The following is a 25,583-nucleotide window of genomic DNA, read 5'->3' as shown; positions in this document are numbered from 1 at the left end:
GGTCGGGGGGGGGGGGGCACCGCGCCGGACCCCCCCCCCCCGGCGCCACCCCCCGCACCCAGGGCCCCCGCCGCCCCCCGGGCCCCGGAGCCGTGAAGGTCAGACCTCGCGGACCCCGGCCCGCCAGACCGCCGCCGTCAGCGGGACGCCCGGCCGGTACGCGAGGTGGACGTGCGAGGGCGCCTCCAGCAGCTGGAGGTCGGCCCGGGCGCCGACCGTCACCGCCCCGACGTCGGTGCGCCGCAGCGCCCGGGCGCCGCCCGCGGTGGCGGCCCAGACCGCCTCGTCCGGCGTCATCCCCATCTCCCGGACCGCGACCGCGATGCAGAACGCCATCGAACTGGTGAAGCTGGAGCCCGGGTTGCAGTCCGTGGAGAGCGCGACGACGGCGCCCGCGGCGAGCAGCCGGCGCGCGTCCGGATAGGCGGCGCGGGTGGAGAACTCCGCGCCCGGCAGCAGCGTCGCCACCGTCTCCGAGCCGGCCAGCGCGGCCACGTCCTCGTCGGTGAGGTGGGTGCAGTGGTCGGCCGAGGCCGCCCCCAGCTCGACGGCGAGCTGGACGCCCGGGCCGTAGGAGAGCTGGTTGGCGTGCACCCGGGGGGTGAGACCGCGCTCGATCCCGGCGGTCAGGATCGCCCGGGCCTGGTCCCCGTCGAAGGCGCCGTTCTCGCAGAAGACGTCCACCCAGCGGGCGTAGGGCGCGCAGGCGTCCAGCATGTCGCCGGTGACCAGGTCCACGTAGCCCGCCGGGTCGTCGGCGTACTCGGGGGCGACCACGTGGGCGCCCAGGTAGGTGGTCTCGGAGGTGTACGAGGAGGCGATCCGCAGCGCCCGGGCCTCGTCGACGACGGTCAGCCCGTAGCCGGACTTGCACTCGATCGCGGTCGTCCCCTGCCGCAGCGCCTCGCGCACGAACCGGGCCAGGTTGGCGTCGAGTTCGGCGTCGCTCGCGGCCCGGGTGGCGGCCACCGTCGTCCGGATCCCGCCCGCGGTGTACGACTGGCCGGACATCCGGGCGTTGAACTCCGCGGTGCGGTCCCCGGCGAACACCAGGTGGGCGTGCGAGTCGACGTAGCCGGGCAGCAGCGCCCGCCCGGCCGCGTCGAACCGCTCGTCCGCGGCGGGCGCCTCGGCGGCCGGCCCGACCCAGGCGACCGTGCCGCCGTCCACCACCACGGCCGCGTCGGTGAGCAGGCCGAGCGGCCCGGTCCCGTACGCGGGGTCGTTGGTGACCAGGCTGCCGATCCCGGTGATCAGGGTGCTCGGCATGCCCTGGCTCTGCGGGCTGCTCGGGGTGCTCACATCAGGCCTTTCGGGGCTGGACCCGGGGGCGGGCGGGGTCGGCCCCCGCCCGCCCCCGGGAGGTACGGGGACTCAGCAGCTCAGCGCGGCGATCGAGGACCGCAGCGCGCCCGGGACGTCGGGCACCAGCTGGTGGACGCCGTCCCGGACGATCTGCCGTCCGCCGACCACCACGTGCCGCACGTCGGCGGCCGAGGCGGCGAACACCGCGATCTCGGCGCCGAGCCGGCTCGGCGGCCCGGCGGTGCGCACCGAGTCCAGGGCGATCACGGTGAAGTCGGCCAGGGCGCCGGCCTCGATCCGCCCGGCCTCCGGCCAGCCGAGCGAGGCGTGTCCGTCCTCGGTGCCCGCCCGCAGCAGCGAGTTGGCCGTCCAGTGGCCCCGGGTCCTGGTCCGCAGCCGCTCGTCCAGCTCCAGCGCGCGGGCCTCCTCGAACGGGTCGATGACGGCGTGGCTGTCACTGCCCAGGGTGATCGGGCAGCCCGCCGAGGCGAGCCGGCGGGCCGGACCGATGCCGTCGGCGAGGTCCCGCTCGGTGGTGGGGCACATGCAGATGGCGGTCGAGGAGTCGCTGAGGAGCTTGATGTCCTCGTCGGTGAGGTGGGTGGCGTGCACCGCCGAGGTGCGCGGGCCGAGCGCGCCGTGGTCGGCGAGCAGCCTGGTCGGGGTGACGCCGTGCGCGGTGAGGCAGGCGTCGTTCTCGGCGGTCTGCTCGGAGAGGTGGACGTGCAGCGGGGCCCGGCGGCCGTCCGTCCACCGCGCGACGGTGCCGAGCTGCTCGGCCGGTACCGCCCGCACCGAGTGGATCGCGGCGCCGATCCGGGCGTGCTCGCGCGGCTTGAGCGCCTCCACCCGCTCGGCCCAGGCGTCGGCGTCGCCGTCGCTGAACCGCAGCTGCGGCCTGGTCGGCTCGGCGCCGAAGCCGGCCGACAGGTAGCAGGTGTCCAGCAGGGTGATCCGGATCCCGGCCCGGGCGGCGGCCTCGATCAGCGCCTCGCCCATCGCGTTCGGATCGTCGTAGCGGCTCCCGCCGGGCGCGTGGTGCAGGTAGTGGAACTCCCCCACCGCGGTGATCCCGGCCAGCGCCATCTCGGCGTAGACGGCGGTGGCGAGCGCCAGGTAGCTGTCCGGGTCGAGCGCCCCGGCGAACCGGTACATGGTGTCGCGCCAGGTCCAGAAGGTGCCGGAGCCGACCTGCACGTGGCCGCGCAGCGCCCGGTGGAAGGCGTGCGAGTGCGCGTTGGCCTGGCCCGGCAGCAGCAGCCCGGCCAGCCGGACGGCGCCGGGCGGGCAGGGCCCGCTGTCCGGCGTCACCGCGGTGATCCGGCCGCCGGGGCCGGTGGCGATCAGCACGTCCTGCTCGACCACCGGCCCGTTGGCGTGCGGCAGCCAGGCGTGCTCCGCCCAGTAAGTCGTCATGTGCGCGCCTCCGGCACGGCCTACTGACACGCCAGGTCCTCCAGTACGTCGGCGAGGGCGGTCACGCCGGCCAGGCAGTCGGCCGTCTCCGCGTGCTCGGCCGGGGAGTGCGAGACCCCGCTCGGGTTACGTACGAACAGCATGGCGGTCGGGATCGCCGAAGCCAGGATTCCGGCGTCGTGTCCCGCGCCGGTGGGCAGGATCGGCACGCCGTCGGGGGCGCCCGCCGCGTTGAGCCGCCGGGCGAGCCGGTCGCGCAGCGGGCCGTCGAACTCGACCACCGGGGTGTAGGACTCGCGGGTCAGTTCGACCCGGACGCCGTCGCGGTCGCCGCGCTCGTACGCCGCCCGCTCGATCTCCTCGACCAGGGCGGTGAGCGTCTGCTCGTCGGCGGCCCGGGAGTCCAGCCAGCCGCGCACCAGGGAGGCGATCGCGTTGGTGCCGTTGGGCTCGACCGCGACCTTGCCGAAGGTGGCCAGCGCCCCTGCCGTCCGCGCCTTCTTCCGCGCCGCGAGCACGGTGTTGGCGTAGGTGAGCATCGGGTCGCGGCGGTCCTCGATCCGGGTGGTGCCGGCGTGGTTCGCCTCCCCGTGGAAGTCGAACCGCCAGCGGCCGTGCGGCCAGATCGCGCCGGCCACGCCGACCGGCTGGTCCTCGGCGAGGTAGCGGCCCTGCTCGACGTGGAGTTCGACGAAGGCGCCGATCCGGGCCAGCCGGTCGCCGTCCGCGCCGATCCCGGCCGGGTCGTAGCCGGCCTTCTCCATCGCGTCGGGCAGCCGGACGCCGTCGGCGTCGCGCAGCTCGTACGCCTGGTCGCGGCCGAGCACGCCCGCGCTCAGCCGGGAGCCGATGCAGGCCACGCCGAACCGGGCGCCCTCCTCGTCACCGAAGTTGACGATGGCCAGCGGCCGGTCGAACTCGGCTCCCCGCCCGCGGAGTTCGTCCAGCGCGGCGAAGGAGGAGACCACCCCGAGCGGGCCGTCGAAGGCGCCGCCGTCGGGGACGGAGTCCAGGTGCGAGCCGGTGACGATCGCGCCCTCGCCCGCCGGGTCGCCCAGCCAGGCCCACTGGTTGCCGTTGCGGTCCAGCTCGTAGGTCAGCCCGCGGCCGCGGGCCTGCTCCTCGAACCAGGACCGGCACTCGGCGTCGGCGGAGTTCCAGGCGAAGCGGCGGTAGCCGCCGGTGGAGGCGGAGCGGCCCACCGGGAGCAGCTCCGCCCACATCTCTTCGAAGGTCACAGCTCACCCATCGGGCCGTGCTCGTTCATCGGGACGCGGACGCCGCGCTCGGCGGCGACCTCGTCGGCCCGGTCGTAGCCGGCGTCGACGTGGCGGATCACGCCCATGCCCGGGTCGTTGGTGAGCACCCGGCGGATCTTCTCGCCGGCCAGCGCGGTGCCGTCGGCCACCGTGACCTGGCCCGCGTGGATCGAGCGGCCGATGCCGACGCCGCCGCCGTGGTGGATGGAGACCCAGGACGCGCCGGAGGCGACGTTGACCATGGCGTTGAGCAGCGGCCAGTCGGCGATCGCGTCGGAGCCGTCCAGCATCGCCTCGGTCTCCCGGTACGGGGAGGCGACCGAGCCGCAGTCCAGGTGGTCGCGGCCGATCACGATCGGCGCGGACAGCTCGCCGGAGGCGACCATGTCGTTGAACCGCTCGCCGGCCTTGTCGCGCTCGCCGTAGCCGAGCCAGCAGATCCGCGCCGGCAGGCCCTGGAAGTGCACCTTCTCCTGGGCCATCTTGATCCAGCGGTGCAGCGACTCGTTCTCCGGGAAGAGGTCGAGCACGGCCTTGTCGGTCTTGGCGATGTCCTGCGGGTCGCCGGACAGCGCCGCCCAGCGGAACGGGCCCTTTCCCTCGCAGAACAGCGGCCGGATGTAGGCCGGGACGAAGCCCGGGAAGGCGAACGCGCGGTCGTAGCCGGCCAGCTGGGCCTCACCGCGGATCGAGTTGCCGTAGTCGAACACCTCGGCGCCGGCGTCCATGAAGCCGACCATCGCCTCGACGTGCCGGGCCATCGACTCGCGCGAGCGCTGGGTGAACTCGGCGGGCTTCTCGGCCGCGTAGGTCGCCATGTCGTCGAAGGCGACGCCGACCGGCAGGTAGCTCAGCGGGTCGTGGGCGCTGGTCTGGTCGGTGACGATGTCGATCGGCGCGTCCATCGAGAGCAGCTGCGGGAACACCTCGGCGGCGTTGCCCAGCAGGCCGATGGAGAGCGGCTCGCGGCGGTCGCGGGCGGCGGTGGCCAGCTCCAGCGCGTGCGCGAGGTTCTTGGCCTCGACGTCCAGGTAGCGGTGCTCGATCCGGCGGGAGATCCGGGACGGGTCGCAGTCGACGCAGATCGCCACGCCGCCGTTCATCGTCACGGCCAGCGGCTGGGCGCCGCCCATGCCGCCGAGGCCGGCGGTGAGGGTGATCGTCCCCGCCAGGGTGCCGTCGAACCGCTTGTTGGCGACGGCGGCGAAGGTCTCGTAGGTGCCCTGGAGGATGCCCTGGGTGCCGATGTAGATCCACGATCCGGCGGTCATCTGGCCGTACATGGTGAGGCCGAGGCTCTCCAGCCGCCGGAACTCCTCCCAGTTCGCCCAGTCGCCGACCAGGTTGGAGTTGGCGATGAGCACGCGCGGCGCCCACTCGTGCGTCTGCATGACGCCGACCGGCCGCCCGGACTGGACCAGCATGGTCTCGTCCTGCTTCAGCGTCTCCAGCGTGCGCACCATGGCGTCGAACGAGCGCCAGTCCCGCGCCGCCTTGCCGGTGCCGCCGTAGACGACGAGCTTCGACGGGTGCTCGGCCACCTCGGGGTCGAGGTTGTTCATCAGCATCCGCAGGGCAGCCTCCTGCTGCCACCCCTGCGCCGTCAGCCCCGTACCGCGCGCCGCCCGCACCTCGCGCGGCCCGCTCGCCTGCTGCTGCACCATGTCCCGGCTCCCTACGGATGAATTCATTCAAGCTCGACTTGGCTGAATATATCCAATCATTCAGTCTCCGGCCAGACCTGAGCGCATCCGATCAGCCGGCATCGCGACAACCCCGCCGCGCTACCCCGAGTCGGGCGAACACCAGCCACTCGGCCCAGGCGCCGCCGGGCGGAGGGCACGGCGACGCGCCCCGCCGTACACCCCGGACGGCCCCGCGGCGGCCGCGCGACGGCCGCCGCGGAGTCCGGGCGAGGCACGGGCCCGCGCGCGGGATCGTCGCGGGGGCCGCCCGGCCCTGCGCGGCGGGCGCGCGAGGCGGACGGCCGACCCGACCCGGCGTCAGGCCGCCGCGTCGCCGTCCCAGTCGATGCCGATCTCGGCGAGCCAGCGGCGGTCGTCGGCGTCGGGGTCCGCGGGCGCGGCCGGGGCGGCCGCGGCGGCCGGGCGCGGCGGGCGGGGGATCTCCTGGACGGGGCCGAGGCCGTACTTGTCGGCGGCCGCCGCGGCGCGGCCGTCGGGCTCGATGACGCCGACGTGGACGGCGCTCTCGTCACCGGCGTCGAGGACGACGAGTTCGGGTTCGGGCAGCCGCCGCAGGGTGACGCGGCGTCCGCAGGCCGGGCAGGACCATTCGTCGGCGCCCGAGGCGAGTCGGCCGACGAACTTCATCTCGTGGATCACGCGCATCACAGGCTCCCCCTGCCGGTCGGCCCTGCTCCGGGGCCTGTTGACAGGATTCCCGCCCCGGGTACGGTCCTACTCCAAAAACAGCCCACGAGCCGTCGCGGACTGCTCGATCGACTCCAACCGGGCCTCGGCGCCGGGGAGTTCGTCGCACATCGTCTGGAGCAGCACCCGGCCGAGCATCATCGGCGCGCACGCCGTGTCGAAGACCAGGCCGGTGCCGACGGCGGCCGGCAGCATCAGGTCGGAGAGCTTGGCGACCGGGGCGAAGGCACTGTCGGCGACCGTCAGCACCGTCAGACCGCAGTCCCGGGCCACCGTCAGGGCGTCCATCAGCTCGCGCGGGTAGCGCGGCAGGGCGAAGCAGAGCAGCGCGGAGGCGCCGGCGGCGGCGGCCTGTTCCAGGCGGTCGGCGAGCATGCTGCCGCCCTCGTCGAGCAGCCGGATGTCCGGGTGCACCTTGGCCGCGAAGTAGGCGAAGCCGCGGGCCTGCGCGGAGGCGGCCCGCAGGCCGAGGACGGGCAGCGGGCGGGAGGCGGCGAGCAGCCGGGCCGCGCGGATGATCGGCTCGGGGTCGGCGAGCAGCTCGGCGAGCAGCCGCAGGTGCTCGATCTCGGCGAGGACGGCCTGCTGGTGCTCGTTGCGCACCACGTCGTCCGGGGTCTCCGGGGCGCTCGGCTCCCCCGCGCCCAGCTCGCGCAGCTGCTTGCGCAGCGCCGGGTAGCCGTCGTAGCCGAGGGCCACCGCGAAGCGGGTGACCGAGGGCTGGCTGACGCCGGCCAGTTCGGCGACCTCGACGCTGGAGAGGAACGGCGCCTCGGTGGCGTGCCGGACGAGCGAGTGGGCGATCCGGCGCTGGGTGGGGGTGAGCCGGTGGCCCTCGAAGAGCTGGAGGAGTCGGGCGGAGGGGCCTACCGTGCCGGTGTCGTCGGTGGCGGTCATCAGCGGTACCTCCGGGTGCGAGCTGTTCGGACGACGACTGTGCAGCAGCGGACTGCCGCTGGCAAAGACGTCTCGTACGCCGGGACGCCCGATGAGACCCCCCGGCGGTGCGGATCACCCCTCCGGGTGACCCTGATTTCCCCCTGATCCGCCCCGATCCCGGCGCGAACCGATGGACTGGAGCCCCGGCGCTGCACCAGGCTGAGCGCCATGGACACACGCCAGGACGAACTGCGACGCGACCTCGACGCGGCTCTGCAGACCCGCAAGGAGCTGGGCGAGGAGTACGAGTCGGAGATCGTCGACTCGTTCCTCGCCCGGCTGGACGCCCGGTTGGACGCCCGCCTCGACGCCCGGGTGGAGCGCCGGGTGGCGGAGCGGCTCGACGGCTACGGCCCGGCGGAGCACCTGCGCCGGCGCTCCTTCGGCCGTTCCGGCTCGAAGCTGCCGCTGATCTCGCTGGTCCTCGGCATCCCGCTGACCGGCATCGCGACCAGCGGCTCGAACGGCTTCATGGGCCTGCTGGTCTGCTGGGCCGGCATCGTCGGCGTCAACTACGCCGCCATCGCCGCCGACCGGCGCGAGGAGAAGCGCGCCCGGCCGCCGCGGGGCGAGTGGGACTGACTCCCGCCCGCCCCGGGCGGCGGCGGCCTCGTCAGGCCAGCGGCCCGGTGACCTTCTCGACGGCCCGCACCAGCTCGCCGGAGGCGACCAGCGCGGCGGCGGCCTCCAGGTCCGGCGAGAGGAAGCGGTCGCGGCCGGCGCCGCCGACCCCGGCCTCCCGGGCGACGGCCAGCGCGGCGAGGGTCGCCGGCGAGGGCGTGCCGCTGGCGTCGGCCTGCCGGCGGATCTCCAGCGCGCGGGAGGCGGCGGTCAGCTCGACGGCCAGGATCCGGCCGAGGTTCTCGACGGACTGGCGCAGCTTGCGGGCGGCCGACCAGCCCATCGAGACGTGGTCCTCCTGCATCGCGGAGGACGGGATCGAGTCGACCGAGGCCGGCACGGCGAGCCGCTTGTTCTCGCTGACCAGGGCCGCCTGGGTGTACTGGGCGATCATCAGACCGGAGTCCACGCCCGGGTCGTCGGCGAGGAAGGCCGGCAGGCCGTGCGAACGGGCCTTGTCCAGCAGCCGGTCGGTACGGCGCTCGGAGATCGAGCCGAGGTCGGCGGCCGCGATGGCGAGGAAGTCCAGCACGTAGGCGACCGGGGCGCCGTGGAAGTTGCCGTTGGACTCGACCCGGCCGTCCGGCAGCACCACCGGGTTGTCGACCGAGGCGGCCAGCTCGCGGGAGGCGACCAGGGCGGCGTGGGCCACCGTGTCGCGGCCGGCGCCGGCGACCTGGGGGGCGCAGCGGATCGAGTAGGCGTCCTGGACGCGCGGGGCGTCGTCCTGGTGGTGGCCGGTGAGGCCGGAGCCCTTGAGGACGGCCAGCATGTTGGCGGCGCTCAGCGCCTGGCCGGGGTGCGGGCGGATCGGGGCGTGCAGCTCGGGGGCGAGCACCTTGTCGGTGCCGAGCAGCGCCTCCAGGGTCATCGCGGCGGTGATGTCGGCGGTGGTGAACAGGCGCTGGAGGTCGGCGATGGCCATCACCAGCATGCCGAGCATGCCGTCGGTGCCGTTGATGAGGGCCAGGCCCTCCTTCTCCAGCAGCTCGACCGGCTCGATGCCGGCCGCGGCGAGCAGCTCGCCGGAGGGCTTGTCGACGCCGTCCGGGCCGGTCGCCACGCCCTCGCCCATCAGGACCAGCGCACAGTGCGAGAGCGGGGCGAGGTCGCCGGAGCAGCCGAGCGAGCCGAACTCGCGGACCACCGGCGTGATGCCGGCGTTCAGGATGGCGGCCATGGTCTGGGCGACCACCGGGCGCACGCCGGTCCGGCCGGAGGCCAGCGTCTTCATCCGCAGGAACATCAGCGCGCGGACCACCTCGCGCTCCACCGCCGGGCCCATCCCGGCGGCGTGCGAACGCACCAGCGAGCGCTGCAGCTGGGCGCGGAGCTCGGGGCTGATGTGCCGGACGGCGAGCGCGCCGAAGCCGGTGGAGACGCCGTAGACGGGGCGCGGCTCGGCCGCGAGGGCCTCGATCCGGGCCCGCGCGGTCGCCATCTCGGCGAGCGCGTCCGGACCGATCTCTACCCGGGCGTTGCCCCGGGCGACGGCCAGCACGTCCTCGGCGCTGACGTCGGCCTTGCCGACCTGGACGAGGGGCGCATCGGGGGCCACAGCACTGTGCATATCCATATGCATCATCACACCAGCTGAATGAAGATATGACAACCAGTGGATCCCACCTGGCGGACTCCCGCCCGCCGGACGGAGCCGGCCGCGGCCGCCCTCCGCGTCCCGCCGGAGGGCGCGCCGGCTCCGACGGCCCCGGCCGGGACCTCCACGCCACCTTCGCCGACGGCGGGCGCCGGCCGCCTCACGGCATCGCCGATCAGGTGACGGGCGCCCGCCCACGAGTCGCCCCCACCGGCGCCCGGCCACCGGCCCCACCCCGATTTCCGAAGCGCCACCCCGATACCGCACGCTGGGGTCGACGGACGGCACGGAGGCGGAGGACCGATGACGCGGGCGACGGCACGGCGGCGAGTGGTGCGGCTGCACGGGGACGGCCGCAGCACGCGACCGGACGCCCTCGCGGCGGAGGAGCCGCTGGAGATCCGGGTCGGCGGCGAGCCGCTGACGGTGACCATGCGCACGCCCGGCCAGGACTTCGACCTGGTGGCCGGCTTCCTGGTCGGCGAGGGGCTGGTGCACACGGCCGAGGACCTCGCGGCCCTGCGCTACTGCGCCGGTACGGACGAGGACGGCGCGAACACCTACAACGTGGTGGACGCGGCCCTGCGCGGCGCCCGCGCCCTCCCGCTCTCCGCCCACCGCAACCTGCTCACCACCAGCGCCTGCGGCCTCTGCGGCCGCGACACGGTGGACGCCGTCCGCACCCACGTCCGCCACCCCGTCGGGGACGACCCGCTGACCGTCCCCCCGGCCCTGCTGTACGGGCTGGCGGACCGGCTCCGGGCCACCCAGCGGACCTTCGACTCGACCGGCGGCCTGCACGCGGCCGGGCTGTTCGACGGGACGAGCGGCGCGCTGCTCTGCGCCCGCGAGGACGTGGGCCGGCACAACGCGGTGGACAAGGTGGTCGGCTGGGCGCTGCGCGCGGGCCGGCTGCCGCTGACCGGGCACGTCCTGCTGGTCAGCGGTCGCGCCTCGTTCGAGCTGACCCAGAAGGCCGCGCTGGCGGGCGTCCCCCTGCTGGCCGCCGTCTCCGCGCCGTCCTCCCTCGCGGTGGACCTCGCCGAGGAGCTGGGCCTGACCCTGGTCGGCTTCCTGCGCGGGGAACGCGCCAACGTCTACACCCGCCCGGACCGGATCAGCGGCTGACCGGCCGGCCACCGCCCGCCCCACCGGCGAGCCGACCCGACCCGACCCGCCCCGGAGCGTGCGGGCTCGGTCCGATCTTCAGCAAGACTCCTCCAGCAAGACGAGACGTCTCGTTTCGCCAGCGCCCTAGAATGGGCCCATGACCCGCAGCAGCTCTCCCGATCCCGCCCGCCGCAGCGAGCGCTCCCGCCAGGCCGTCCTCACCGCCGCCGCCGAACTGGTGGCCGAGGTGGGCTTCGGCAAGCTGACCATCGAGGCGATCGCCGCCCGGGCCGGCGTCGGCAAGCAGACCATCTACCGCTGGTGGCCCTCCAAGGGCGCGGTGGTCTTCGACGCCTTCCAGGCCGCCAACGAGAACGCCTCCGGCAGTCTGGCACTGCCCGACACCGGCGACCTCGCCGCCGATCTGCGCGCCGTCCTGCGGCCGACGGCCGACCAGCTCGCCGACCCGGGCTTCGACAACACCGGCCGCGGCCTGGTCTCCGAGCACCAGCGCGACCCGGCCCTGCTGCGGGAGTACCGCGAGCGCCTGCTGGACCCTCTGCTGGAGGTCACCCGGGAGCGCCTGCGCACCGCCCGCGAGGCCGGGCAGATCGACGGCGACGCCGACCTCGACCTCGCCGTCGAACTGCTCTACGGCCCGATGTACTACCGCTGGCTGCACGGCCTCGGCCCGCTCGACCACGCCTACGCGGACCGTCTGGTGGACGGCGTCCTGCGCGCCCTGCGGCCGTGACCGGTCCGGCGGCCGGCCCGTGGACCCACCGGGTCCACGGGCCCGCGCGGTCTACTGCCGGTTGCGGCGGCGGAGCATCACGACCACCGCGATGATCACGGCGATCACGATCAACACCACCACGATGCCGATCACCACGCCGATGATCTTGCCGAAGAAGCCCTTCTTCTTCTTCTTCGACTTCGACTTGGACTTGTCCTTGGACCCGGCCAGCCGGGTGCCGTCCTGCTGCCCGGCCACGGCCGGGGCCGCCGGGGCCGCCTGGGCCGCCTGGGCCGCCTGGACGGCGCCCCCCGCGGCGGAAGAACCGGCGGCGGAACCGGCGGCGGTGCCGACCGCGGCGGCGCGCGGCGCGGCCTCGGCCGCCGGGGCGGCGGCCAGCGTGGCACCGCCCAGCGCCAGCACCGCGGAGAGGACAAGGCTCGTCAGACGAGCGCGCATGGGTTTCGACCCCCGTTCCGGCCCGGCCCCCGTGGCCCGCCGACGGCGGATACCATCCCACGTCCGGGGCTCGCCGCCCAGCCCCGCGGCAGCCTCCGCACCGGACCGCGACCGGCTCGGAACAGGCCGGTCACCGAACCGGCACAAGCCCCCCGCCCGGTCCGTCCACGAACCGGGCCCGCCTCAGCCCGGCGGCGGGGAGGCCGGGCCGGAGAGCGCAACGGCGACCAGGGCCCGCATCGCGCTGGCGACCTGTCCGAGCGGCAGCGTCGCGTCGTCGGCGAACAGTTCCACCAGCCAGCCGCCGGCCGGGTTCTGTCCGCCCGCCGCGACCATCCCCCGGTAGCCGCTGACCACCAGCATGGCCTCCTCGGACGGGTCGTTCCCGGCCGCGCCCGCGCGCAGCGCGAAGGACCCGCCGCGCACCGCCTGCCGGGTCATCGGGTAGTGCCGCAGGTCGAAGACGGCGTCCGGGGCCTCGATCTGGGCCCGCTGGGTCTCCGCCCGCGTGCTGCTCGGTCCGCTGGTCATCCGGTACACGGCGTGCTGGGCGGTGCGCATCAGGTGCGAGCCGGGCGGCACGTAGGAGACCCACCAGCCGACCGCGTCGAGCAGCCGGGAGGCCGTCTCCGCGACCACCGCCAGCTTGCCGATGGTGTCGGCGGGGTGGACCGAGCGGGTGACCCCGCGCTGGTCCAGGGCGGCGAGCACGGCGGTGAGCAGCTGTCCCGGGTCGGCGCTGTGCGCGGCGCCGCGGAACCGCCGCCGGTCGCCGGCGCCCGGCCGGCCGGGGACGCGCCCCCGGCCGTCGGCCCGGTGGTGCGGATCGGCGGCGTCGGCCAGCAGCACGGTCGGGTCCGGCGACAGGCCGGGGCCGTGGCTGCGGCCGGCCACCACCGGGTGCGCGGCGCGGGCGGCCTTGGCCCGGTACTGCGCGGCGTCGGCGAGCCGGAACAGCCGGTCGGGCGTGGTGACCGGGCCGATCGAGTCCCCGGTGGAGGCGACCCCGCAGGCGACGCCCTCGCCCTCGGCCAGCGCCAGGGCCCGCGCGCACAGCTCCTCGGCGACGGCGACCACCTCGTCCGCCTTCTGGCCCTCCACCAGCAGGCAGAACTCGTCGCCGCCGAGACGGGCGGCGAGGCTGCCGGGCAGCCTGGCGGCGGCCAGCGACAGCTGGTGGGCGAAGCGCTCCAGCAGCCGGTCGCCCATCTCGTGTCCGAGCTGGTCGTTGACCCGCTTCAGACCGTTGACGTCGCAGACCACCAGCGAGACCACCGTGCCGTCGCGGTTGTGCGCCTCCAGCGCGCTCTCCAGCCGGGCGTCCACCGCCCGCCGGTTGGCCAGCCCGGTCAGCGGGTCGGAGAAGGCGAGCTTGCGCAGGTCGGCGAGGCGTTCGGTCTGCGCGAGCCCGGCCGAGATCTGGGCGGCGAGCAGGGTGGCGTACTCGGCGTCGCCCTCGGTGAACTCCGCCGCCCCGGTGGACCTGGCCAGGTAGAGCTCGCCCCAGGCCTGTCCGTGCAGCACGATCGGGGCGACCACGCAGCAGCCCCGGCCGCGCCGGCGCAGCGCCGCGGCCCGCTCCTGGCAGTAGGCCCCGGCGGTGGGGTGGGCGTGCCCGGCGTGGAGTTCGGTGTTCTCGGCGCTCTGCAGCCAGGCGCGGGGCAGCCGTCCGGTGGTCCAGCGCTCCTCCAGGTAGGTGACGATCTCGGGGAAGTCCGCCACCGGGTAGGACTCGTCCTCCGGCAGCTCCTCCTCGCCCGGCGCCAGCTCCCCGTAGTTGACCAGGACCCGCAGCCGGCCGGACTCCCGGTCCCAGACCGAGACGGCCGCCATGGTGGCGCCGAGGGCCTCGGTGGCCCGGACGGCGGCCGCGCGGACCGCCTCCAGCGGGGTGAGCGCCCCCGCCATGTCCTGGGCGAGCTCCACCACGGACGTCAGCCGCGGGTCGGGGGCGGCCGGCAGCTCCGGGCGGTCGCACACGCAACCGCGGTCCGTCGTGATCGCCTCACTGCCCACCGGCTCGCCCCGTTCCCTGTGCTCGGTCCCGTCCGGCGCGGTGGCTCACCCACCGCGAACCGGACCCGTCCGCCTGCACCAAGACTAGGGCGGTTTCGCTCGGTTATGCCCCGTTTGCCCACACGGATCCGCCCGGCCGGACCGGTTTCAGCCGTACGGCTTTCGGACGACGGCCACCGACCCCGCCGGGTGACCGTGCCGCCGGCCCGGACTCCGCCGCGCCCTGCCCGGACGTCCGCCTACCCCGTGAGCGGCCGGGTACTCCCCGCGGCCTCCGGGAGCCCGGCGGTCCGGGGGCGCCCGCTATTCGCCGCGCGGCCGCCGCGACAGCAGCCACGGCTCGACCAGCCCCAGCCCGCGCACCGGCCGGCGCCACATCGGCTGGAGGCTGAACCGGCGCCCCGCGTCCGGCGCCGGCACCGGGAGCCCGGAGGCGGGCAGTCCGGAGGCGGCCGACAGCGCCTCGGCCAGCCCCGGCCCGTCCGCGTCGGCCGGGGCGACACTGCCGTTCTGCTCCAGCGCGGCCGCGAACTCGCCGTCGATCAGCACCGCGTCCTTCGGGGCGATCGAGGTGAGCCGGCTGGCCAGGTTGACCGTGGTGCCGAAGACGTCGCCCATCCGCGAGGTGACGGTGCCGAAGGCCATGCCGACCCGCAGCGCGGGGATGGTGTCGTCCTCGGCCAGCGCCTCGATCAGGCTGAACGCGATCTCGGCGGCCGTCCCCGGGTCCTCGGAGACGTACAGGATCTCGTCGCCGAGGGTCTTGATCACCCGGCCGCCCTGGCCGGCGATCAGGTCGGAGCAGGTGTTCTCGAAGGTCTCGACCAGCTCGCCGAGCTCCTCCTCCTCCAGCCGGCGCGAGAGCCGGGTGAAGCCGACCAGGTCGGCGAAGCCGACGGCCAGCCGGCCACTGGTGATCTCGGTGTCCTCGGCGGCCTGCACCACCCGGCCGGTGACGGCGGCCAGCTGGCGGCGCCAGACGTACACCAGGAACTGCTCCAGCTCCGGCAGCAGCAGCTCGACCAGCGGGTAGGCCACGTCCGCGCGGGTCAGCCCGGGCTCGACGGACTGGGTGAGGTTCTCCAGGAAGGTGTCCATCTGCCAGCCGGCCAGCCGGGCGGTGGTCTGCCCGGTCGAGCGGGCGACCTGGATCGCCATCGGCTCGCTGAGCAGGCCCGACTCCACCAGACCGGCGAGCCGGCGCAGCGCGATCACGTCGCCGTCGGTGAGCGCCCGGGACTGCCCGATGTCCGGGAAGCCCATCGCCCGCCAGAAGCGGGTGGCCAGCTCCATCGGGACGTCGGCGGCCCGCGCGGCCTGGTACGGGGTGTAGCGGCGTGGCGCGTCCAGGATCAGGCGTTCCAGGTCGAGCGCGACCGTCTGGTCGTCGGAGCCCGCCGTACCGCCGTTGCCGCCGTCCTCTGCCACCGGTCCGTCCCCGTGCGGTCGCCGCACTTGCCTCGTGTCCTGCCTGTCCGAACGCGCCCGCCACCCGCCGGGCAGTGGCGCGCCTCACACTGCTGCCAGGTGGAATGTTCGCACGGAATCCCGCGATCCGGGGCATCCGCCCGGGTCAAGGAGAGGTGAAGAGTGCCGCTCAGCGCGGCTCGGGGCGCACGTGGACGACGTCTCCCGCGCCCACCGGACGCCGTGCACCGTCGGGGGTGCGGACCACCAGCCGGCCGTCGCCGTCGATCGCCACCGCCTCGCCGACGAGCTCGCGGTCGCCCGGCAGGTGGACCTTGACCGGACGGCCGAGCGTGGTGCAGCGGTCCGCGTAGGCGGCCAGCAGACCGCTGGCGTGCGGGTCGCCGGCCGCGGCCGTCCACTCGGTGTAGAGGACGGCGAACTCGCGCAGCAGCGCGCGGAGCAGGGTGGACCGGTCGGTCACCGCGGCGCCGGCCAGCAGCAGCGAGGCGGCGGTCGGGACGGGCAGCTCGCCCTCGCGCAGCGACACGTTGAGGCCGAGGCCGGCCACCACCGCGCCGCCGCTGAGCTCGGTGAGGATGCCGCCGAGCTTGCGCTCCGCGCCGTCGACGGTGACCTGGAGGTCGTTGGGCCACTTCAGGCCGACCTCGACCTCGGCGACCCGGCTCAGTGTGGCGGCCGCGGCGACGCCGACCAGGATCGGCAACCAGCCGTACCGTTCGACGGGTACCTCGTCCGGGCGAAGCAGGACCGAGAGGAAGAGCCCCGACCGGGGCGGCGCCGTCCACTGCCGCTCCAGCCGCCCGCGCCCGGCGCTCTGCGCCTCGGCGACCAGCACGGCGCCCTGCGGCGCGCCGGCCCCGGCCCGGGCGGCGAGGTCGCTGTTGGTGGAACCGGTCTCGGTGACGACGTCCAGCGCGGTCCAGAACCCGCCCGGCCGGACGAGGTCGCGGCGCAGCGCCTCGGCGTCCAGCGGCGGCCGGTCCAGATCGGTCCAGGGCGACGGCCCGGCGTGGCCGAAGCCGCGCAGTCCACTGCGGCGGGGGGTGTCGGAGTCGGTCATGACCACGAGACTAGGGGTTTCGCCCCGCCCGCCGCGCGGTGGCCGTAGGCCGCCATATCGTCCCGCAGAACGGGCGTTGACACACTGTGTCGCTGGCCATAACCGGAAAGCCCCGGCGCTGGCTACGCTACTCGACGGTAGTTCGTTGCGCCGCCCTGCCCTCATGCGCGTGTCCCCGCCCAGACGCGCGTACCACCGAACAGGCCGCGGCCCATGGATCAGGGAGAGCCCACCCGATGACCGAGGCCCCGTACGACCCCCACACCACCGCCGGCAAGCTCGCCGACCTGCGGCGCAGGATCGACGAGGCGGTGCACTCCGGCTCCGCCAAGGCCGTGGAGAAGCAGCACGCCAAGGGGAAGCTGACCGCGCGTGAGCGCGTCGTCGAGCTGATGGACGAGGGCTCCTTCGTGGAGTTCGACGAGTTCGCCCGGCACCGCTCGACCAACTTCGGCCAGGAGAAGAACCGCCCGTACGGTGACGGCGTGGTGACCGGCTACGGCACCGTCGACGGCCGTCAGGTCGCCGTCTTCGCGCAGGACTTCACCGTCTTCGGCGGCTCGCTCGGCGAGGTGTTCGGCGAGAAGATCGTCAAGGTGATGGACTTCGCGCTGAAGACCGGCTGCCCGGTCATCGGCATCAACGACTCCGGCGGCGCCCGGATCCAGGAGGGCGTGGTCTCGCTCGGCCTGTACGGCGAGATCTTCCGCCGCAACGTGCACGCCTCCGGGGTCGTCCCGCAGATCTCGCTGATCATGGGCCCCTGCGCGGGCGGCGCGGTGTACTCGCCCGCGATCACCGACTTCGTGGTGATGGCCGATCAGACCTCGCACATGTTCATCACCGGCCCGGACGTGATCAAGACCGTCACCGGTGAGGACGTCGGCATGGAGGAGCTGGGCGGCGCGCGCACCCACAACACCAAGTCCGGCAACGCGCACTACCTGGCCGCGGACGAGAAGGAGGCGATCGAGTACGTCAAGAGCCTGCTCTCGTACCTGCCCTCCAACAACCTCTCCGACCCGCCGGCCTTCCCCGAGGAGGCGGACCTCTCCGTCACCGACGAGGACCTCGAACTCGACACCCTCGTGCCGGACTCGGCGAACCAGCCGTACGACATGCACACGGTGATCGAGCACGTCCTGGACGACGGCGAGTTCCTGGAGACCCAGGCGCTGTACGCGGGCAACATCATCACCGGCTTCGGCCGGGTCGAGGGCCACCCGGTCGGCATCGTCGGCAACCAGCCGATGGACCTGGCCGGCTGCCTGGACATCAACGCCAGCGAGAAGGCCGCCCGGTTCATCCGGACCTGCGACAGCTTCAACATCCCGGTGATCACCTTCGTGGACGTGCCCGGCTTCCTGCCCGGCACCGAGCAGGAGTGGGACGGCATCATCCGCCGCGGCGCCAAGCTGATCTACGCCTACGCCGAGGCCACCGTGCCGATGATCACCGTGATCACCCGCAAGGCCTTCGGCGGCGCGTACGACGTCATGGGCTCCAAGCACCTGGGCGCCGACCTCAACCTGGCCTGGCCGACCGCGCAGATCGCGGTGATGGGCGCGCAGGGCGCGGCCAACATCGTCTACCGGCGCGAGCTGGCGGAGGCCGCCGCCGCGGGCGCCGACGTCGACGCCCGCCGGGCCGAGCTGGTCGCCGAGTACGAGGACACCCTGCTCAACCCGTACCTGGCCGCCGAGCGCGGCTACGTGGACGCCGTCATCGCGCCGAGCGACACCCGCCGGCACATCGTCCGCGGGCTGCGCGCGCTGCGCGGCAAGCGCGAGGTGCTGCCGCCGAAGAAGCACGGAAACATCCCCCTGTAAGCGCTGCCGCGAGAGGATTGAGCCATGGCCCCGATCCACGTGCTGCACGGGCAGCCGACCCCCGAGGAGCTGGCCACCGTCCTGGCGGTGGTCCAGTCCCGGGCCGCCGCCGCGCAGGCGGCCGCCGAGGCGGCCCGCCGGGCCGGCGCCGGCCCGGACTCCGCCTGGAACGACCGCGCCCGCCGGCTGCGCGCCGCCCCCCGCCCGGGCGTCAACGCCTGGCGCACCTCGGGCTGGGCCGGCTAGCACCGCCGGGAGGGGGTGGGAGGCCGGCCCGTCCGGCGTCCCACCCCCTTCGCGCGCCCGGATTGCCCCGAAAGCTGAGTACGCGTACTCAGGCGTCACCGCGGCGGCGCGACGCACCCTGGACAGGTGCTCTGGTCCGACCCCCGCGACGAGCCCTCCCCGGAGGCCCGCCGACTGCAGGAGAGGCTCCGCCGCGCCGGCCATGTGCTCGCGGCCTGCCTCCTGCTGATCGCCGTCCTGCTGATGGTCTGACCGGTGATGGTCCGACCGGCGCCCGGACCGGCCCCCGGGCCCCGGCGGGCGGGCGGAGCGACGGCGGTCACCCCCTACCCTGGTGGGCATGACCGACCGCCGCGCCCTCGTCCTCGCCTCCGCCTCCCCCGCCCGCCTCGGGCTGCTGCGCCAGGCGGGCCTCGACCCGCGCGTGGTGGTCAGCGGCGTCGACGAGGACGCGATCACCGCCGCGAGCCCCGCCGAGCTCGCCCTCGTCCTCGCCGAGGCCAAGGCCAAGGCCGTCGCCGCCGAGCTGACCGGCGGCGAGCTGGTGATCGGCTGCGACTCGGTGCTGGAGCTGGACGGGCAGGCGCTCGGCAAGCCCGCCGACGCCGCCGAGGCCCTCGCCCGCTGGCAGGCGATGCGCGGCCGGTCCGGGGTGCTGCGCACCGGGCACTGCGTGATCGACACCGCCACCGGCGAGCAGTCCTCGGCCACCGCCTCCACCACCGTCCGCTTCGGCACCCCGGACGACGACGAGGTCGCCGCCTACATCGCCTCCGGCGAGCCGCTGCACGTGGCCGGCGCGTTCACCCTGGACGGCCGCTCGGCGCCGTTCGTCGAGGGCATCGACGGCGACCCGGGCAACGTCATCGGCCTCTCCCTGCCGCTGCTCCGCCGGCTGCTCGCCGACCTCGGCGTCCGGATCACCGACCTCTGGGCCTGATCCGCCGCCGGCTCCCCCGCCACGAGGACCGACCGGTCCCCTCACCGGCCGTCCCCGTGGCCCTCGCGGGAGCCCGCTAGGCTGACCGCCGCCGTTCGAACGGGGAGGGGACAGGCCGATGACCGACAGTCTGCTCAACGTGCTGCTGGGGCTGGTGGCGAGCGCGATCAGTGCCGCGCTCGCCTGGCTCGCGCAGAACCTGCGCCGCCGCCGGCGGCTGGAGCGGGTCCGCGCCTTCTTCGGCCTGCCGGCCGGCAGCGAGTGCCTGATCGTGGTGAACCGCAGCGTCGGGGTCGGGGCGCACGCCCGGACGGTCACCCGGCGCGACGCCTACGCGCTGATGGAGCTGGCCGCCCTGGTGAAGGAGTGCGACGCGCGGACCGACCTGGTCGCGCACGACGCCGTCCACCGGGGCCTGGGCACCAAGACCGAGTTCTGCTTCGGCGGCCCCAGCAGCAACGAGCGGATGGCCGCCCACCTGGCCTGGGGGCTGCCCGGAGTGACGGTCACCCACGGCTCGGAGGGCCCGAACAACGTCATCGTGGTGGGCGACCGGACCTTCACCGTCGACTGGGACACCGAGGTCTACGCCCTGCTGGCGCGCCTCGCCACCCCCGAGGGTGGGCGCCCGGTCTTCCTGATATCCGGCCAGACCGGCATCGCCAACCACGCCGGCGTCCGCTACCTCGTCGCCAACCACCGCCGGCTCGCCCGCCGGTACGGTGAGGACGGTTCGTTCGCCCTGGTCCTGAAGGTCGTCAACCCGAAGGCCTACGGCCCCGATGTGGTGGAACTGGCCGCCGACATCACCGCGTCGGCCCGCGAGCGGGCCGCCTCCGCGGCCGCCGCGGGGTGAGTGTGGCCAAGGCCACCGCGTCGCCGCGCCGCCCCGTCACCGTCCGCACGGGACGGCTCCCGGCGACGGCACCGGCACCCACCTGGGAAGACCCCGACCGGGTCGCGGACCGGGTCCCCGAACGCATCACCCTCCGTGTGGGATAGTTCACAACCTGGGGCTACTCGCCGGTACCACCCAGAAATCCATAAACTCGACCAGGTTCAAGAAGGGAGCCACAGTGCGCAAGGTGCTCATCGCCAACCGCGGAGAAATCGCCGTCCGCGTCGCCCGGGCCTGCTCGGACGCCGGTATCGCCAGCGTCGCCGTCTACGCCGAGCCGGACCGGGATGCGCTGCACGTCCGCGCGGCCGACGAGGCTTACGCGCTGGGCGGCGACACCCCCGGTACCAGCTACCTCGACATCGCGAAGGTCCTGAAGGCCGCCGCCGACTCGGGGGCGGACGCCGTCCACCCCGGCTACGGCTTCCTGTCGGAGAACGCCGAGTTCGCCCAGGCCGTCCTCGACGCGGGCCTGACCTGGATCGGCCCGCCCCCGCAGGCCATCCGCGACCTCGGTGACAAGGTCACCGCCCGGCACGTGGCGCAGCGCGCCGGTGCCCCGCTGGTCGCCGGCACGCCGGACCCGGTCTCGGGCGCCGACGAGGTCGTCGTCTTCGCCCAGGAGCACGGCCTCCCGGTCGCCATCAAGGCGGCGTTCGGCGGTGGCGGGCGCGGCCTCAAGGTCGCCCGCACGCTGGAGGAGATCCCGGAGCTCTACGAGTCCGCGGTTCGCGAGGCGGTCGCCGCCTTCGGTCGCGGCGAGTGTTTCGTCGAGCAGTACCTGGACAACCCCCGGCACGTCGAGACCCAGTGCCTGGCCGACCGGCACGGCAACGTGGTGGTCGTCTCCACCCGTGACTGCTCGCTGCAGCGCCGGCACCAGAAGCTCGTCGAGGAGGCGCCCGCGCCGTTCCTCACCCCCGAGCAGAACGCCGAGCTGTACCGGGCGTCCAAGGCCATCCTCAAGGAGGCCGGCTACGTCGGCGCCGGGACCTGCGAGTTCCTGGTCTCCCAGGACGGGCTGATCTCCTTCCTGGAGGTCAACACCCGCCTCCAGGTCGAGCACCCGGTCTCCGAGGAGGTCACCGGGATCGACCTGGTCCGCGAGATGTTCCGGATCGCCGACGGCGAGGAGCTCGGGTACGACGACCCGGAGGTGCGGGGTCACTCGATCGAGTTCCGCATCAACGGCGAGGACCCGGGCCGCGGCTTCCTGCCCGCGCCCGGCACGGTGACGCTGTTCGCGCCGCCGTCCGGCCCCGGCGTCCGGCTGGACGCGGGCGTCGAGACCGGCTCGGTCATCGGCCCCGCCTGGGACTCGCTGCTCGCCAAGCTGATCGTCACCGGCACCACCCGCAAGCAGGCGCTGCAGCGCGCCGCCCGGGCGCTGGCCGAGTTCAAGGTCGAGGGCATGGCCACGGCCATCCCGTTCCACCGCGCGGTCGTGACCGACCCGGCGTTCGCGCCCGAGGTGCACGGCGGCGACGGGCCGTTCACGGTCTTCACCCGGTGGATCGAGACCGAGTTCCAGAACACCATCCCCGCGTTCGCCGGTGCGCCCGGCGAGGGCGAGGAGGCCGAGGGCCGCGAGACCGTGGTGGTCGAGGTGGGCGGCAAGCGGATCGAGGTCTCGCTGCCGTCCTCGCTGGGCGTCGCGTCCGCCCCGGCGGCCGCCACCGGCGGTGCGGCCAAGGCCAAGCGCCGGGTCGGTGCCAAGAAGGCCGGCTCGGCGGTCAGCGGTGACACCCTGGCCTCGCCGATGCAGGGCACCATCGTCAAGGTCGCCGTCGAGGAGGGCCAGGTCGTCGCCGAGGGCGAGCTGATCGTCGTCCTGGAGGCGATGAAGATGGAGCAGCCGCTGAACGCCCACAAGGCGGGCACCGTGGTCGGTCTCAAGGCCGAGGTCGGCGGCAGCGTCAGCAGCGGCGCCGCGCTCTGCGAGATCAAGGACTGACGGCTCAGGCCGCCGGACCGGTCCGTACGCCCCTCGGGGTGTGCGGACCGGTTCCGTTTCCGGCCCCGCGACGGCGGTACCGGTCGGCGCCGCCACCTGCCCGGCGCCCGCCCGGTGGCGGCGTCAGCGCCCGCGCGGGACGGCCCCCAGCTCGGCGAGCCGGGCCGGCAGCGGACCGCCCGGCCCACCGGGGCCGCCGTGCGCGCCGGGGCGGCGCTGACCGGGCAGCGGGGCGCCGCCGGGCGGCGGGGCCGCGCGCCGGGCCAGCGGGCCGGGCTGGGTCTGGTGGACGGGCCCGCTGCCGGTGCCGTGCACGGGGGCGTCCCCGGTCGGCGCCGCGCTGAGCGGCGCCAGGTCGATCTGCACCCCGCAGTCGGCGAGCGCGTCCAGCTCGCGGGCGGTGGTGTCGTCGGCGGCGGCGTGCTCGTCGGTGACCAGCCGGGTGATGGTCTCGGTCGGGACGGTCTGGAACATGGTGTCCGCGCCGAGCTTGGTGTGGTCGGCGAGGACGATGACCTCGGCAGCCGACTGCACCAGAGCCCGGTCCACGCTCGCGGAGAGCATGTTCGTGGTCGACAGCCCGCGCTCGGCGGTCAGTCCACTGCCGGAGATGAACGCCTTGGAGACCCGCAGCCCGTGCAGCGACTGCTCGGCGCCACTGCCCACCAGGGCGTAGTTGGAACCCCGCAGGGTGCCGCCGGTCATCACCACCTCCACCCGGTTGGCGTGCGCCAGCGCCTGCGCGACCAGCAGGGAGTTGGTGACCACCGTCAGCCCCGGCACCCGGGCCAGTCGGCGGGCCAGCTCCTGCGTGGTGGTGCCGGCGCCGACCACCACCGCGTCACCCTCCTCCACCAGGCCCGCGGCGAGATCGGCGATGGCGCTCTTCTCGGCCGCGGAGAGGTGGGTCTTCTGCGGATAGCCGGGTTCGCGGCTGAAGCCGCCGGGGAGCACCGCGCCGCCGTGCCGGCGGTCGAGGAGCCCTTCTGCCTCCAGTGCCCGTACGTCACGACGTACGGTCACTTCGGAGGTCTGGACGACGCGGGCCAGTTCGCGGAGCGACACAGCTCCGTTGGCGCGCACCATTTCGAGGATCAACTGGCGACGTTCTGCTGCAAACACAGAACCGACGGTAACCTGCGTGACCGTCTGCTTTCAGGCGTTTGCAGCTAGTAGCGGGAATTGCTCACGCACGAGCGGCGCGTGACCGTACAATACGCGCCGTCAGCAACCCGGGACTGCGCCCGCCGTCCGGGTGACGGACCCGCCCGCGCGAAGGGCGGCCGCCGACCGGCAGCCGCCCCCAACTGCGCGTCCGGTCCTCAGGATTCGCCGTCGGCCCGCTTGCGGATGTGCAGCTGCCGGGCGGCCTCGGCGGTCGAGCCGGAGACGGACGGGTAGACGGTGAAGGCGCTGGCCACCTGTTCGACCGTCAGATTGGCGTCCACCGCGAGCGCGATCGGGTGGATCAGCTCGCTGGCGCGCGGGGCGACCACCACGCCGCCGACCACGATGCCGGTGCCCGGGCGGCAGAACAGCTTCACGAAGCCGTCCCGGATGCCCTGCATCTTGGCCCGCGGGTTGCCCCGCAGCGGCAGCTTGACCTCGACCGCGTCCATCTTGCCGCAACTCACGTCGGCGGCGGTGTAGCCGACGGTGGCGATCTCCGGGTCGGTGAAGACGTTGGAGGCCACGGTCTTCAGGTTCAGCGGCTGCACCGCGTCGCCGAGCGCGTGGTACATCGCGATCCGGCCCTGCATGGCCGCCACCGAGGCGAGCATGAAGACGCCGGTGCAGTCACCGGCCGCGTACACGCCGGGGGCACTGGTGCGGGAGACCCGGTCGACCTTGATCTGACCCCAGTCGTTGAGCTTCACCCCCGCCTCCTCCAGGCCCATCTCGGCGGTGTTGGGGATCGAGCCGACCGCCATCAGGCAGTGCGTGCCCCTGATCACCTTGCCGTCGGAGAGCGTCACCTCGACGTGGTCGCCGACCCGCTTGACCGTCTCGGCCCGGCTGCGGCCCATCACGTTCATGCCGCGGCGGCGGAAGACCTCCTCCAGCACCTCGGCGGCGTCCGGGTCCTCGCCCGGCAGCACCCGGTCGCGACTCGACACCAGGGTGACCTTGGAACCGAGCGCCTGGTAGGCGCCCGCGAACTCGGCGCCGGTCACACCGGAGCCGACCACGATCAGCTCGGCCGGCAGCTCCTCCAGGTCGTACACCTGGGTCCAGGTCAGGATCCGCTCGCCGTCCGGCTGGGCGTCCGGCAGCTCGCGCGGGTGCGCGCCGGTGGCGATCAGCACCGCGTCCGCGTGCAGCGACTGCACGCTTCCGTCGGGCGCGTTCACCAGCACCTCGCGGGAGCCGTCCACGGCCTGCCCGCCGCCGCCGAGCCGGCCCCGGCCGCGCAGCACGGTGACCCCGGCCCGGGTCACCGACTGGGTGATGTCGTGGGACTGCGCGATGGCGAGGCGCTTGACGCGTCGGTTGACCTTGCCGAGGTCCACGCCGACCACCCGGGCCTGCCGCTCCAGCGGTGGGGTGTCGTCGGCGACGATGATGCCCAGCTCTTCGTACGAGCTGTCGAAGGTCGTCATCACCTCCGCGGTCGCGATCAGGGTCTTCGACGGCACGCAGTCCGTGAGCACCGCCGATCCGCCCAGACCGTCGCGGTCGACGACGGTCACCTCCGCGCCGAGCTGGGAGGCGACGAGCGCCGCCTCGTAGCCGCCGGGTCCGCCACCGATGATCACGATCCGAGTCACGTCCACCATTGTCCCGTATGCCGAGCGGGCTGCCACGCCGGGGTCGGGGCTTCTGTCCGATCGCCCAGTCGCCGTAGGCTGCACCCCATGCCCCTCTACGCCGCGTATGCCACCAACCTCGATGCTCGGCAGATGACCCGCCGCGCTCCGCACTCCCCGCTGCGCGGTACCGGGTGGCTGGACGGCTGGCGGCTCACCTTCGGCGGCGAGCAGCTCGGCTGGGAGGGCTCGCTGGCCACCGTGGTCGAGGACGAGAAGGAGCAGGTCTTCGTCTCGCTCTACGACGTCGCGCCGATGGACGAGGAGGGCCTGGACCGCTGGGAGGGCGTCCAGCTCGGCATCTACCGCAAGATCAAGCTGCGCGCGCACACCCTGGACGGCGACATCCCGGTCTGGACGTACGTGCTCAACGACTACGAGGGCGGCCTGCCCGCCGCCCGCTACCTGGGCCTGGTCGCCGACGCGGCGGAGAGCGCCGGGGCGCCGCACGACTACGTCCTGGACCTGCGCCGCCGCCCCTGCTGACCTCCGGGCCCGCGCGGCACCGCCGCACCCCCGACTCCCCCCGGCCCGCGCCGCCGCCCCAGGCGCCCGCCGCCCCGGGCC

22 protein-coding genes and 1 pseudogene are annotated in these 25,583 nt (G+C 74.5%); 10 read left to right on the top strand and 13 right to left on the bottom strand.

Annotation, left to right across the window (positions count from 1 at the left end):
• Nucleotides 1-99 precede the first annotated feature (99 nt).
• From hutI to ACFWA9_RS27960, 6 genes are all read right to left on the bottom strand, one after another.
• Complete coding sequence (hutI, locus tag ACFWA9_RS27985; RefSeq protein WP_380390634.1) at nt 100-1,269, bottom strand: imidazolonepropionase; 1,170 nt, start codon at nt 1,267-1,269, stop codon at nt 100-102.
• Nucleotides 1,270-1,374: 105 nt separating this feature from the next.
• Entirely contained in the window at nt 1,375-2,721 is a 1,347-nt protein-coding gene (locus ACFWA9_RS27980) for a formimidoylglutamate deiminase (RefSeq protein ID WP_380390631.1), read from the bottom strand.
• A 20-nt stretch (nt 2,722-2,741) separates the two neighbouring features.
• The gene (locus ACFWA9_RS27975) at nt 2,742-3,944 is read right to left on the bottom strand and encodes an allantoate amidohydrolase (protein WP_352295430.1); all 1,203 of its coding nucleotides are present in this window, start codon (nt 3,942-3,944) and stop codon (nt 2,742-2,744) included.
• 11 nt (nt 3,945-3,955) lie between these two features.
• A complete protein-coding gene (gene hutU / locus ACFWA9_RS27970) occupies nt 3,956-5,644 on the bottom strand; it encodes a urocanate hydratase (protein WP_352295424.1) in 1,689 nt (562 codons plus the stop codon).
• Nucleotides 5,645-5,983: 339 nt separating this feature from the next.
• A complete protein-coding gene (locus tag ACFWA9_RS27965; protein WP_380390629.1) occupies nt 5,984-6,331 on the bottom strand; it encodes a hypothetical protein in 348 nt (115 codons plus the stop codon).
• A 69-nt stretch (nt 6,332-6,400) separates the two neighbouring features.
• Complete coding sequence (locus tag ACFWA9_RS27960) at nt 6,401-7,270, bottom strand: MurR/RpiR family transcriptional regulator (RefSeq protein WP_359803636.1); 870 nt, start codon at nt 7,268-7,270, stop codon at nt 6,401-6,403.
• A 210-nt stretch (nt 7,271-7,480) separates the two neighbouring features.
• Here ACFWA9_RS27960 and ACFWA9_RS27955 point away from each other — a divergent pair, with 210 nt between their 5' ends.
• A complete protein-coding gene (locus ACFWA9_RS27955; protein ID WP_352295420.1) occupies nt 7,481-7,894 on the top strand; it encodes a hypothetical protein in 414 nt (137 codons plus the stop codon).
• A 31-nt stretch (nt 7,895-7,925) separates the two neighbouring features.
• Here ACFWA9_RS27955 and hutH read toward each other — a convergent pair whose 3' ends face one another.
• Nucleotides 7,926-9,509: a histidine ammonia-lyase gene (gene hutH / locus ACFWA9_RS27950; protein ID WP_359803632.1), complete on the bottom strand. Its 1,584-nt coding sequence runs from the start codon at nt 9,507-9,509 to the stop codon at nt 7,926-7,928.
• Nucleotides 9,510-9,833: 324 nt separating this feature from the next.
• Between hutH and fdhD the strand changes: the two genes are divergently transcribed.
• Complete coding sequence (fdhD, locus tag ACFWA9_RS27945) at nt 9,834-10,658, top strand: formate dehydrogenase accessory sulfurtransferase FdhD (protein ID WP_329487963.1); 825 nt, start codon at nt 9,834-9,836, stop codon at nt 10,656-10,658.
• A gap of 139 nt (nt 10,659-10,797) precedes the next feature.
• Nucleotides 10,798-11,394 (top strand): TetR/AcrR family transcriptional regulator, encoded by a 597-nt coding sequence (locus ACFWA9_RS27940; RefSeq protein WP_380390626.1) that lies wholly within the window; start codon nt 10,798-10,800, stop codon nt 11,392-11,394.
• A gap of 51 nt (nt 11,395-11,445) precedes the next feature.
• Here the strand turns inward: ACFWA9_RS27940 and ACFWA9_RS27935 are convergent, their stop codons facing one another.
• From ACFWA9_RS27935 to ACFWA9_RS27920, 4 genes and pseudogenes are all read right to left on the bottom strand, one after another.
• The gene (locus tag ACFWA9_RS27935; protein WP_380390624.1) at nt 11,446-11,835 is read right to left on the bottom strand and encodes a hypothetical protein; all 390 of its coding nucleotides are present in this window, start codon (nt 11,833-11,835) and stop codon (nt 11,446-11,448) included.
• Nucleotides 11,836-12,600: 765 nt separating this feature from the next.
• Nucleotides 12,601-13,743 (bottom strand): annotated as a pseudogene (locus ACFWA9_RS27930) (diguanylate cyclase domain-containing protein); the annotation flags it as partial.
• A 411-nt stretch (nt 13,744-14,154) separates the two neighbouring features.
• Nucleotides 14,155-15,279 carry an adenylate/guanylate cyclase domain-containing protein gene (locus ACFWA9_RS27925; RefSeq protein ID WP_329487966.1) on the bottom strand — a complete coding sequence of 375 codons (1,125 nt, stop codon included), beginning with the start codon at nt 15,277-15,279 and terminating at the stop codon, nt 14,155-14,157.
• 169 nt (nt 15,280-15,448) lie between these two features.
• On the bottom strand, nt 15,449-16,342 hold the full coding sequence (locus ACFWA9_RS27920) for a biotin--[acetyl-CoA-carboxylase] ligase (protein WP_329487967.1): 894 nt from the start codon (nt 16,340-16,342) through the stop codon (nt 15,449-15,451).
• 236 nt (nt 16,343-16,578) lie between these two features.
• Between ACFWA9_RS27920 and ACFWA9_RS27915 the strand changes: the two genes are divergently transcribed.
• The 6 genes from ACFWA9_RS27915 (at nt 16,579) to ACFWA9_RS27890 (ending at nt 22,209) form a co-directional block, all read left to right on the top strand.
• Nucleotides 16,579-18,171 carry an acyl-CoA carboxylase subunit beta gene (locus ACFWA9_RS27915; RefSeq protein ID WP_352295410.1) on the top strand — a complete coding sequence of 531 codons (1,593 nt, stop codon included), beginning with the start codon at nt 16,579-16,581 and terminating at the stop codon, nt 18,169-18,171.
• Nucleotides 18,172-18,195: 24 nt separating this feature from the next.
• On the top strand, nt 18,196-18,417 hold the full coding sequence (locus ACFWA9_RS27910) for an acyl-CoA carboxylase subunit epsilon (protein ID WP_380390622.1): 222 nt from the start codon (nt 18,196-18,198) through the stop codon (nt 18,415-18,417).
• 126 nt (nt 18,418-18,543) lie between these two features.
• Nucleotides 18,544-18,669 (top strand): morphogenic membrane protein MmpB, encoded by a 126-nt coding sequence (gene mmpB, locus ACFWA9_RS27905; protein ID WP_329487969.1) that lies wholly within the window; start codon nt 18,544-18,546, stop codon nt 18,667-18,669.
• 88 nt (nt 18,670-18,757) lie between these two features.
• A complete protein-coding gene (locus tag ACFWA9_RS27900; protein ID WP_329487970.1) occupies nt 18,758-19,357 on the top strand; it encodes a nucleoside triphosphate pyrophosphatase in 600 nt (199 codons plus the stop codon).
• A gap of 118 nt (nt 19,358-19,475) precedes the next feature.
• The gene (locus ACFWA9_RS27895) at nt 19,476-20,213 is read left to right on the top strand and encodes a hypothetical protein (RefSeq protein ID WP_380390619.1); all 738 of its coding nucleotides are present in this window, start codon (nt 19,476-19,478) and stop codon (nt 20,211-20,213) included.
• A 220-nt stretch (nt 20,214-20,433) separates the two neighbouring features.
• On the top strand, nt 20,434-22,209 hold the full coding sequence (locus ACFWA9_RS27890; protein WP_329487972.1) for a biotin carboxylase N-terminal domain-containing protein: 1,776 nt from the start codon (nt 20,434-20,436) through the stop codon (nt 22,207-22,209).
• A 123-nt stretch (nt 22,210-22,332) separates the two neighbouring features.
• Here ACFWA9_RS27890 and ACFWA9_RS27885 read toward each other — a convergent pair whose 3' ends face one another.
• Together ACFWA9_RS27885 and ACFWA9_RS27880 are read right to left on the bottom strand one after the other, a co-directional pair.
• Nucleotides 22,333-23,295: a DeoR/GlpR family DNA-binding transcription regulator gene (locus tag ACFWA9_RS27885; RefSeq protein ID WP_329492125.1), complete on the bottom strand. Its 963-nt coding sequence runs from the start codon at nt 23,293-23,295 to the stop codon at nt 22,333-22,335.
• A gap of 236 nt (nt 23,296-23,531) precedes the next feature.
• Entirely contained in the window at nt 23,532-24,986 is a 1,455-nt protein-coding gene (locus tag ACFWA9_RS27880) for an NAD(P)H-quinone dehydrogenase (protein WP_380390617.1), read from the bottom strand.
• Nucleotides 24,987-25,064: 78 nt separating this feature from the next.
• Here ACFWA9_RS27880 and ACFWA9_RS27875 point away from each other — a divergent pair, with 78 nt between their 5' ends.
• Nucleotides 25,065-25,502 carry a gamma-glutamylcyclotransferase gene (locus ACFWA9_RS27875; RefSeq protein ID WP_329487974.1) on the top strand — a complete coding sequence of 146 codons (438 nt, stop codon included), beginning with the start codon at nt 25,065-25,067 and terminating at the stop codon, nt 25,500-25,502.
• Nucleotides 25,503-25,583: the final 81 nt, after the last annotated feature.

Origin of the sequence: Kitasatospora sp. NPDC059973 (assembly GCF_042737525.1) — a bacterium.
Lineage (GTDB): Bacteria > Actinomycetota > Actinomycetes > Streptomycetales > Streptomycetaceae > Kitasatospora.
Note: the sequence above shows the minus strand (reverse complement) of the source record. Positions and strands in the feature narration are given on the sequence as shown.

Coding starts and splice junctions, on each gene's coding strand:
- hutI (WP_380390634.1), bottom strand. CDS start 1,269: ATGCCGAGCACCCTGATCACCGGGATCGGCAGCCTGGTCACCAACGAC.
- ACFWA9_RS27980 (WP_380390631.1), bottom strand. CDS start 2,721: ATGACGACTTACTGGGCGGAGCACGCCTGGCTGCCGCACGCCAACGGG.
- ACFWA9_RS27975 (WP_352295430.1), bottom strand. CDS start 3,944: ATGTGGGCGGAGCTGCTCCCGGTGGGCCGCTCCGCCTCCACCGGCGGC.
- hutU (WP_352295424.1), bottom strand. CDS start 5,644: ATGGTGCAGCAGCAGGCGAGCGGGCCGCGCGAGGTGCGGGCGGCGCGC.
- ACFWA9_RS27965 (WP_380390629.1), bottom strand. CDS start 6,331: ATGCGCGTGATCCACGAGATGAAGTTCGTCGGCCGACTCGCCTCGGGC.
- ACFWA9_RS27960 (WP_359803636.1), bottom strand. CDS start 7,270: ATGACCGCCACCGACGACACCGGCACGGTAGGCCCCTCCGCCCGACTC.
- ACFWA9_RS27955 (WP_352295420.1), top strand. CDS start 7,481: ATGGACACACGCCAGGACGAACTGCGACGCGACCTCGACGCGGCTCTG.
- hutH (WP_359803632.1), bottom strand. CDS start 9,509: ATGGATATGCACAGTGCTGTGGCCCCCGATGCGCCCCTCGTCCAGGTC.
- fdhD (WP_329487963.1), top strand. CDS start 9,834: ATGACGCGGGCGACGGCACGGCGGCGAGTGGTGCGGCTGCACGGGGAC.
- ACFWA9_RS27940 (WP_380390626.1), top strand. CDS start 10,798: ATGACCCGCAGCAGCTCTCCCGATCCCGCCCGCCGCAGCGAGCGCTCC.
- ACFWA9_RS27935 (WP_380390624.1), bottom strand. CDS start 11,835: ATGCGCGCTCGTCTGACGAGCCTTGTCCTCTCCGCGGTGCTGGCGCTG.
- ACFWA9_RS27920 (WP_329487967.1), bottom strand. CDS start 16,342: ATGACCGACTCCGACACCCCCCGCCGCAGTGGACTGCGCGGCTTCGGC.
- ACFWA9_RS27915 (WP_352295410.1), top strand. CDS start 16,579: ATGACCGAGGCCCCGTACGACCCCCACACCACCGCCGGCAAGCTCGCC.
- ACFWA9_RS27910 (WP_380390622.1), top strand. CDS start 18,196: ATGGCCCCGATCCACGTGCTGCACGGGCAGCCGACCCCCGAGGAGCTG.
- ACFWA9_RS27900 (WP_329487970.1), top strand. CDS start 18,758: ATGACCGACCGCCGCGCCCTCGTCCTCGCCTCCGCCTCCCCCGCCCGC.
- ACFWA9_RS27895 (WP_380390619.1), top strand. CDS start 19,476: ATGACCGACAGTCTGCTCAACGTGCTGCTGGGGCTGGTGGCGAGCGCG.
- ACFWA9_RS27885 (WP_329492125.1), bottom strand. CDS start 23,295: ATGGTGCGCGCCAACGGAGCTGTGTCGCTCCGCGAACTGGCCCGCGTC.
- ACFWA9_RS27880 (WP_380390617.1), bottom strand. CDS start 24,986: ATGGTGGACGTGACTCGGATCGTGATCATCGGTGGCGGACCCGGCGGC.
- ACFWA9_RS27875 (WP_329487974.1), top strand. CDS start 25,065: ATGCCCCTCTACGCCGCGTATGCCACCAACCTCGATGCTCGGCAGATG.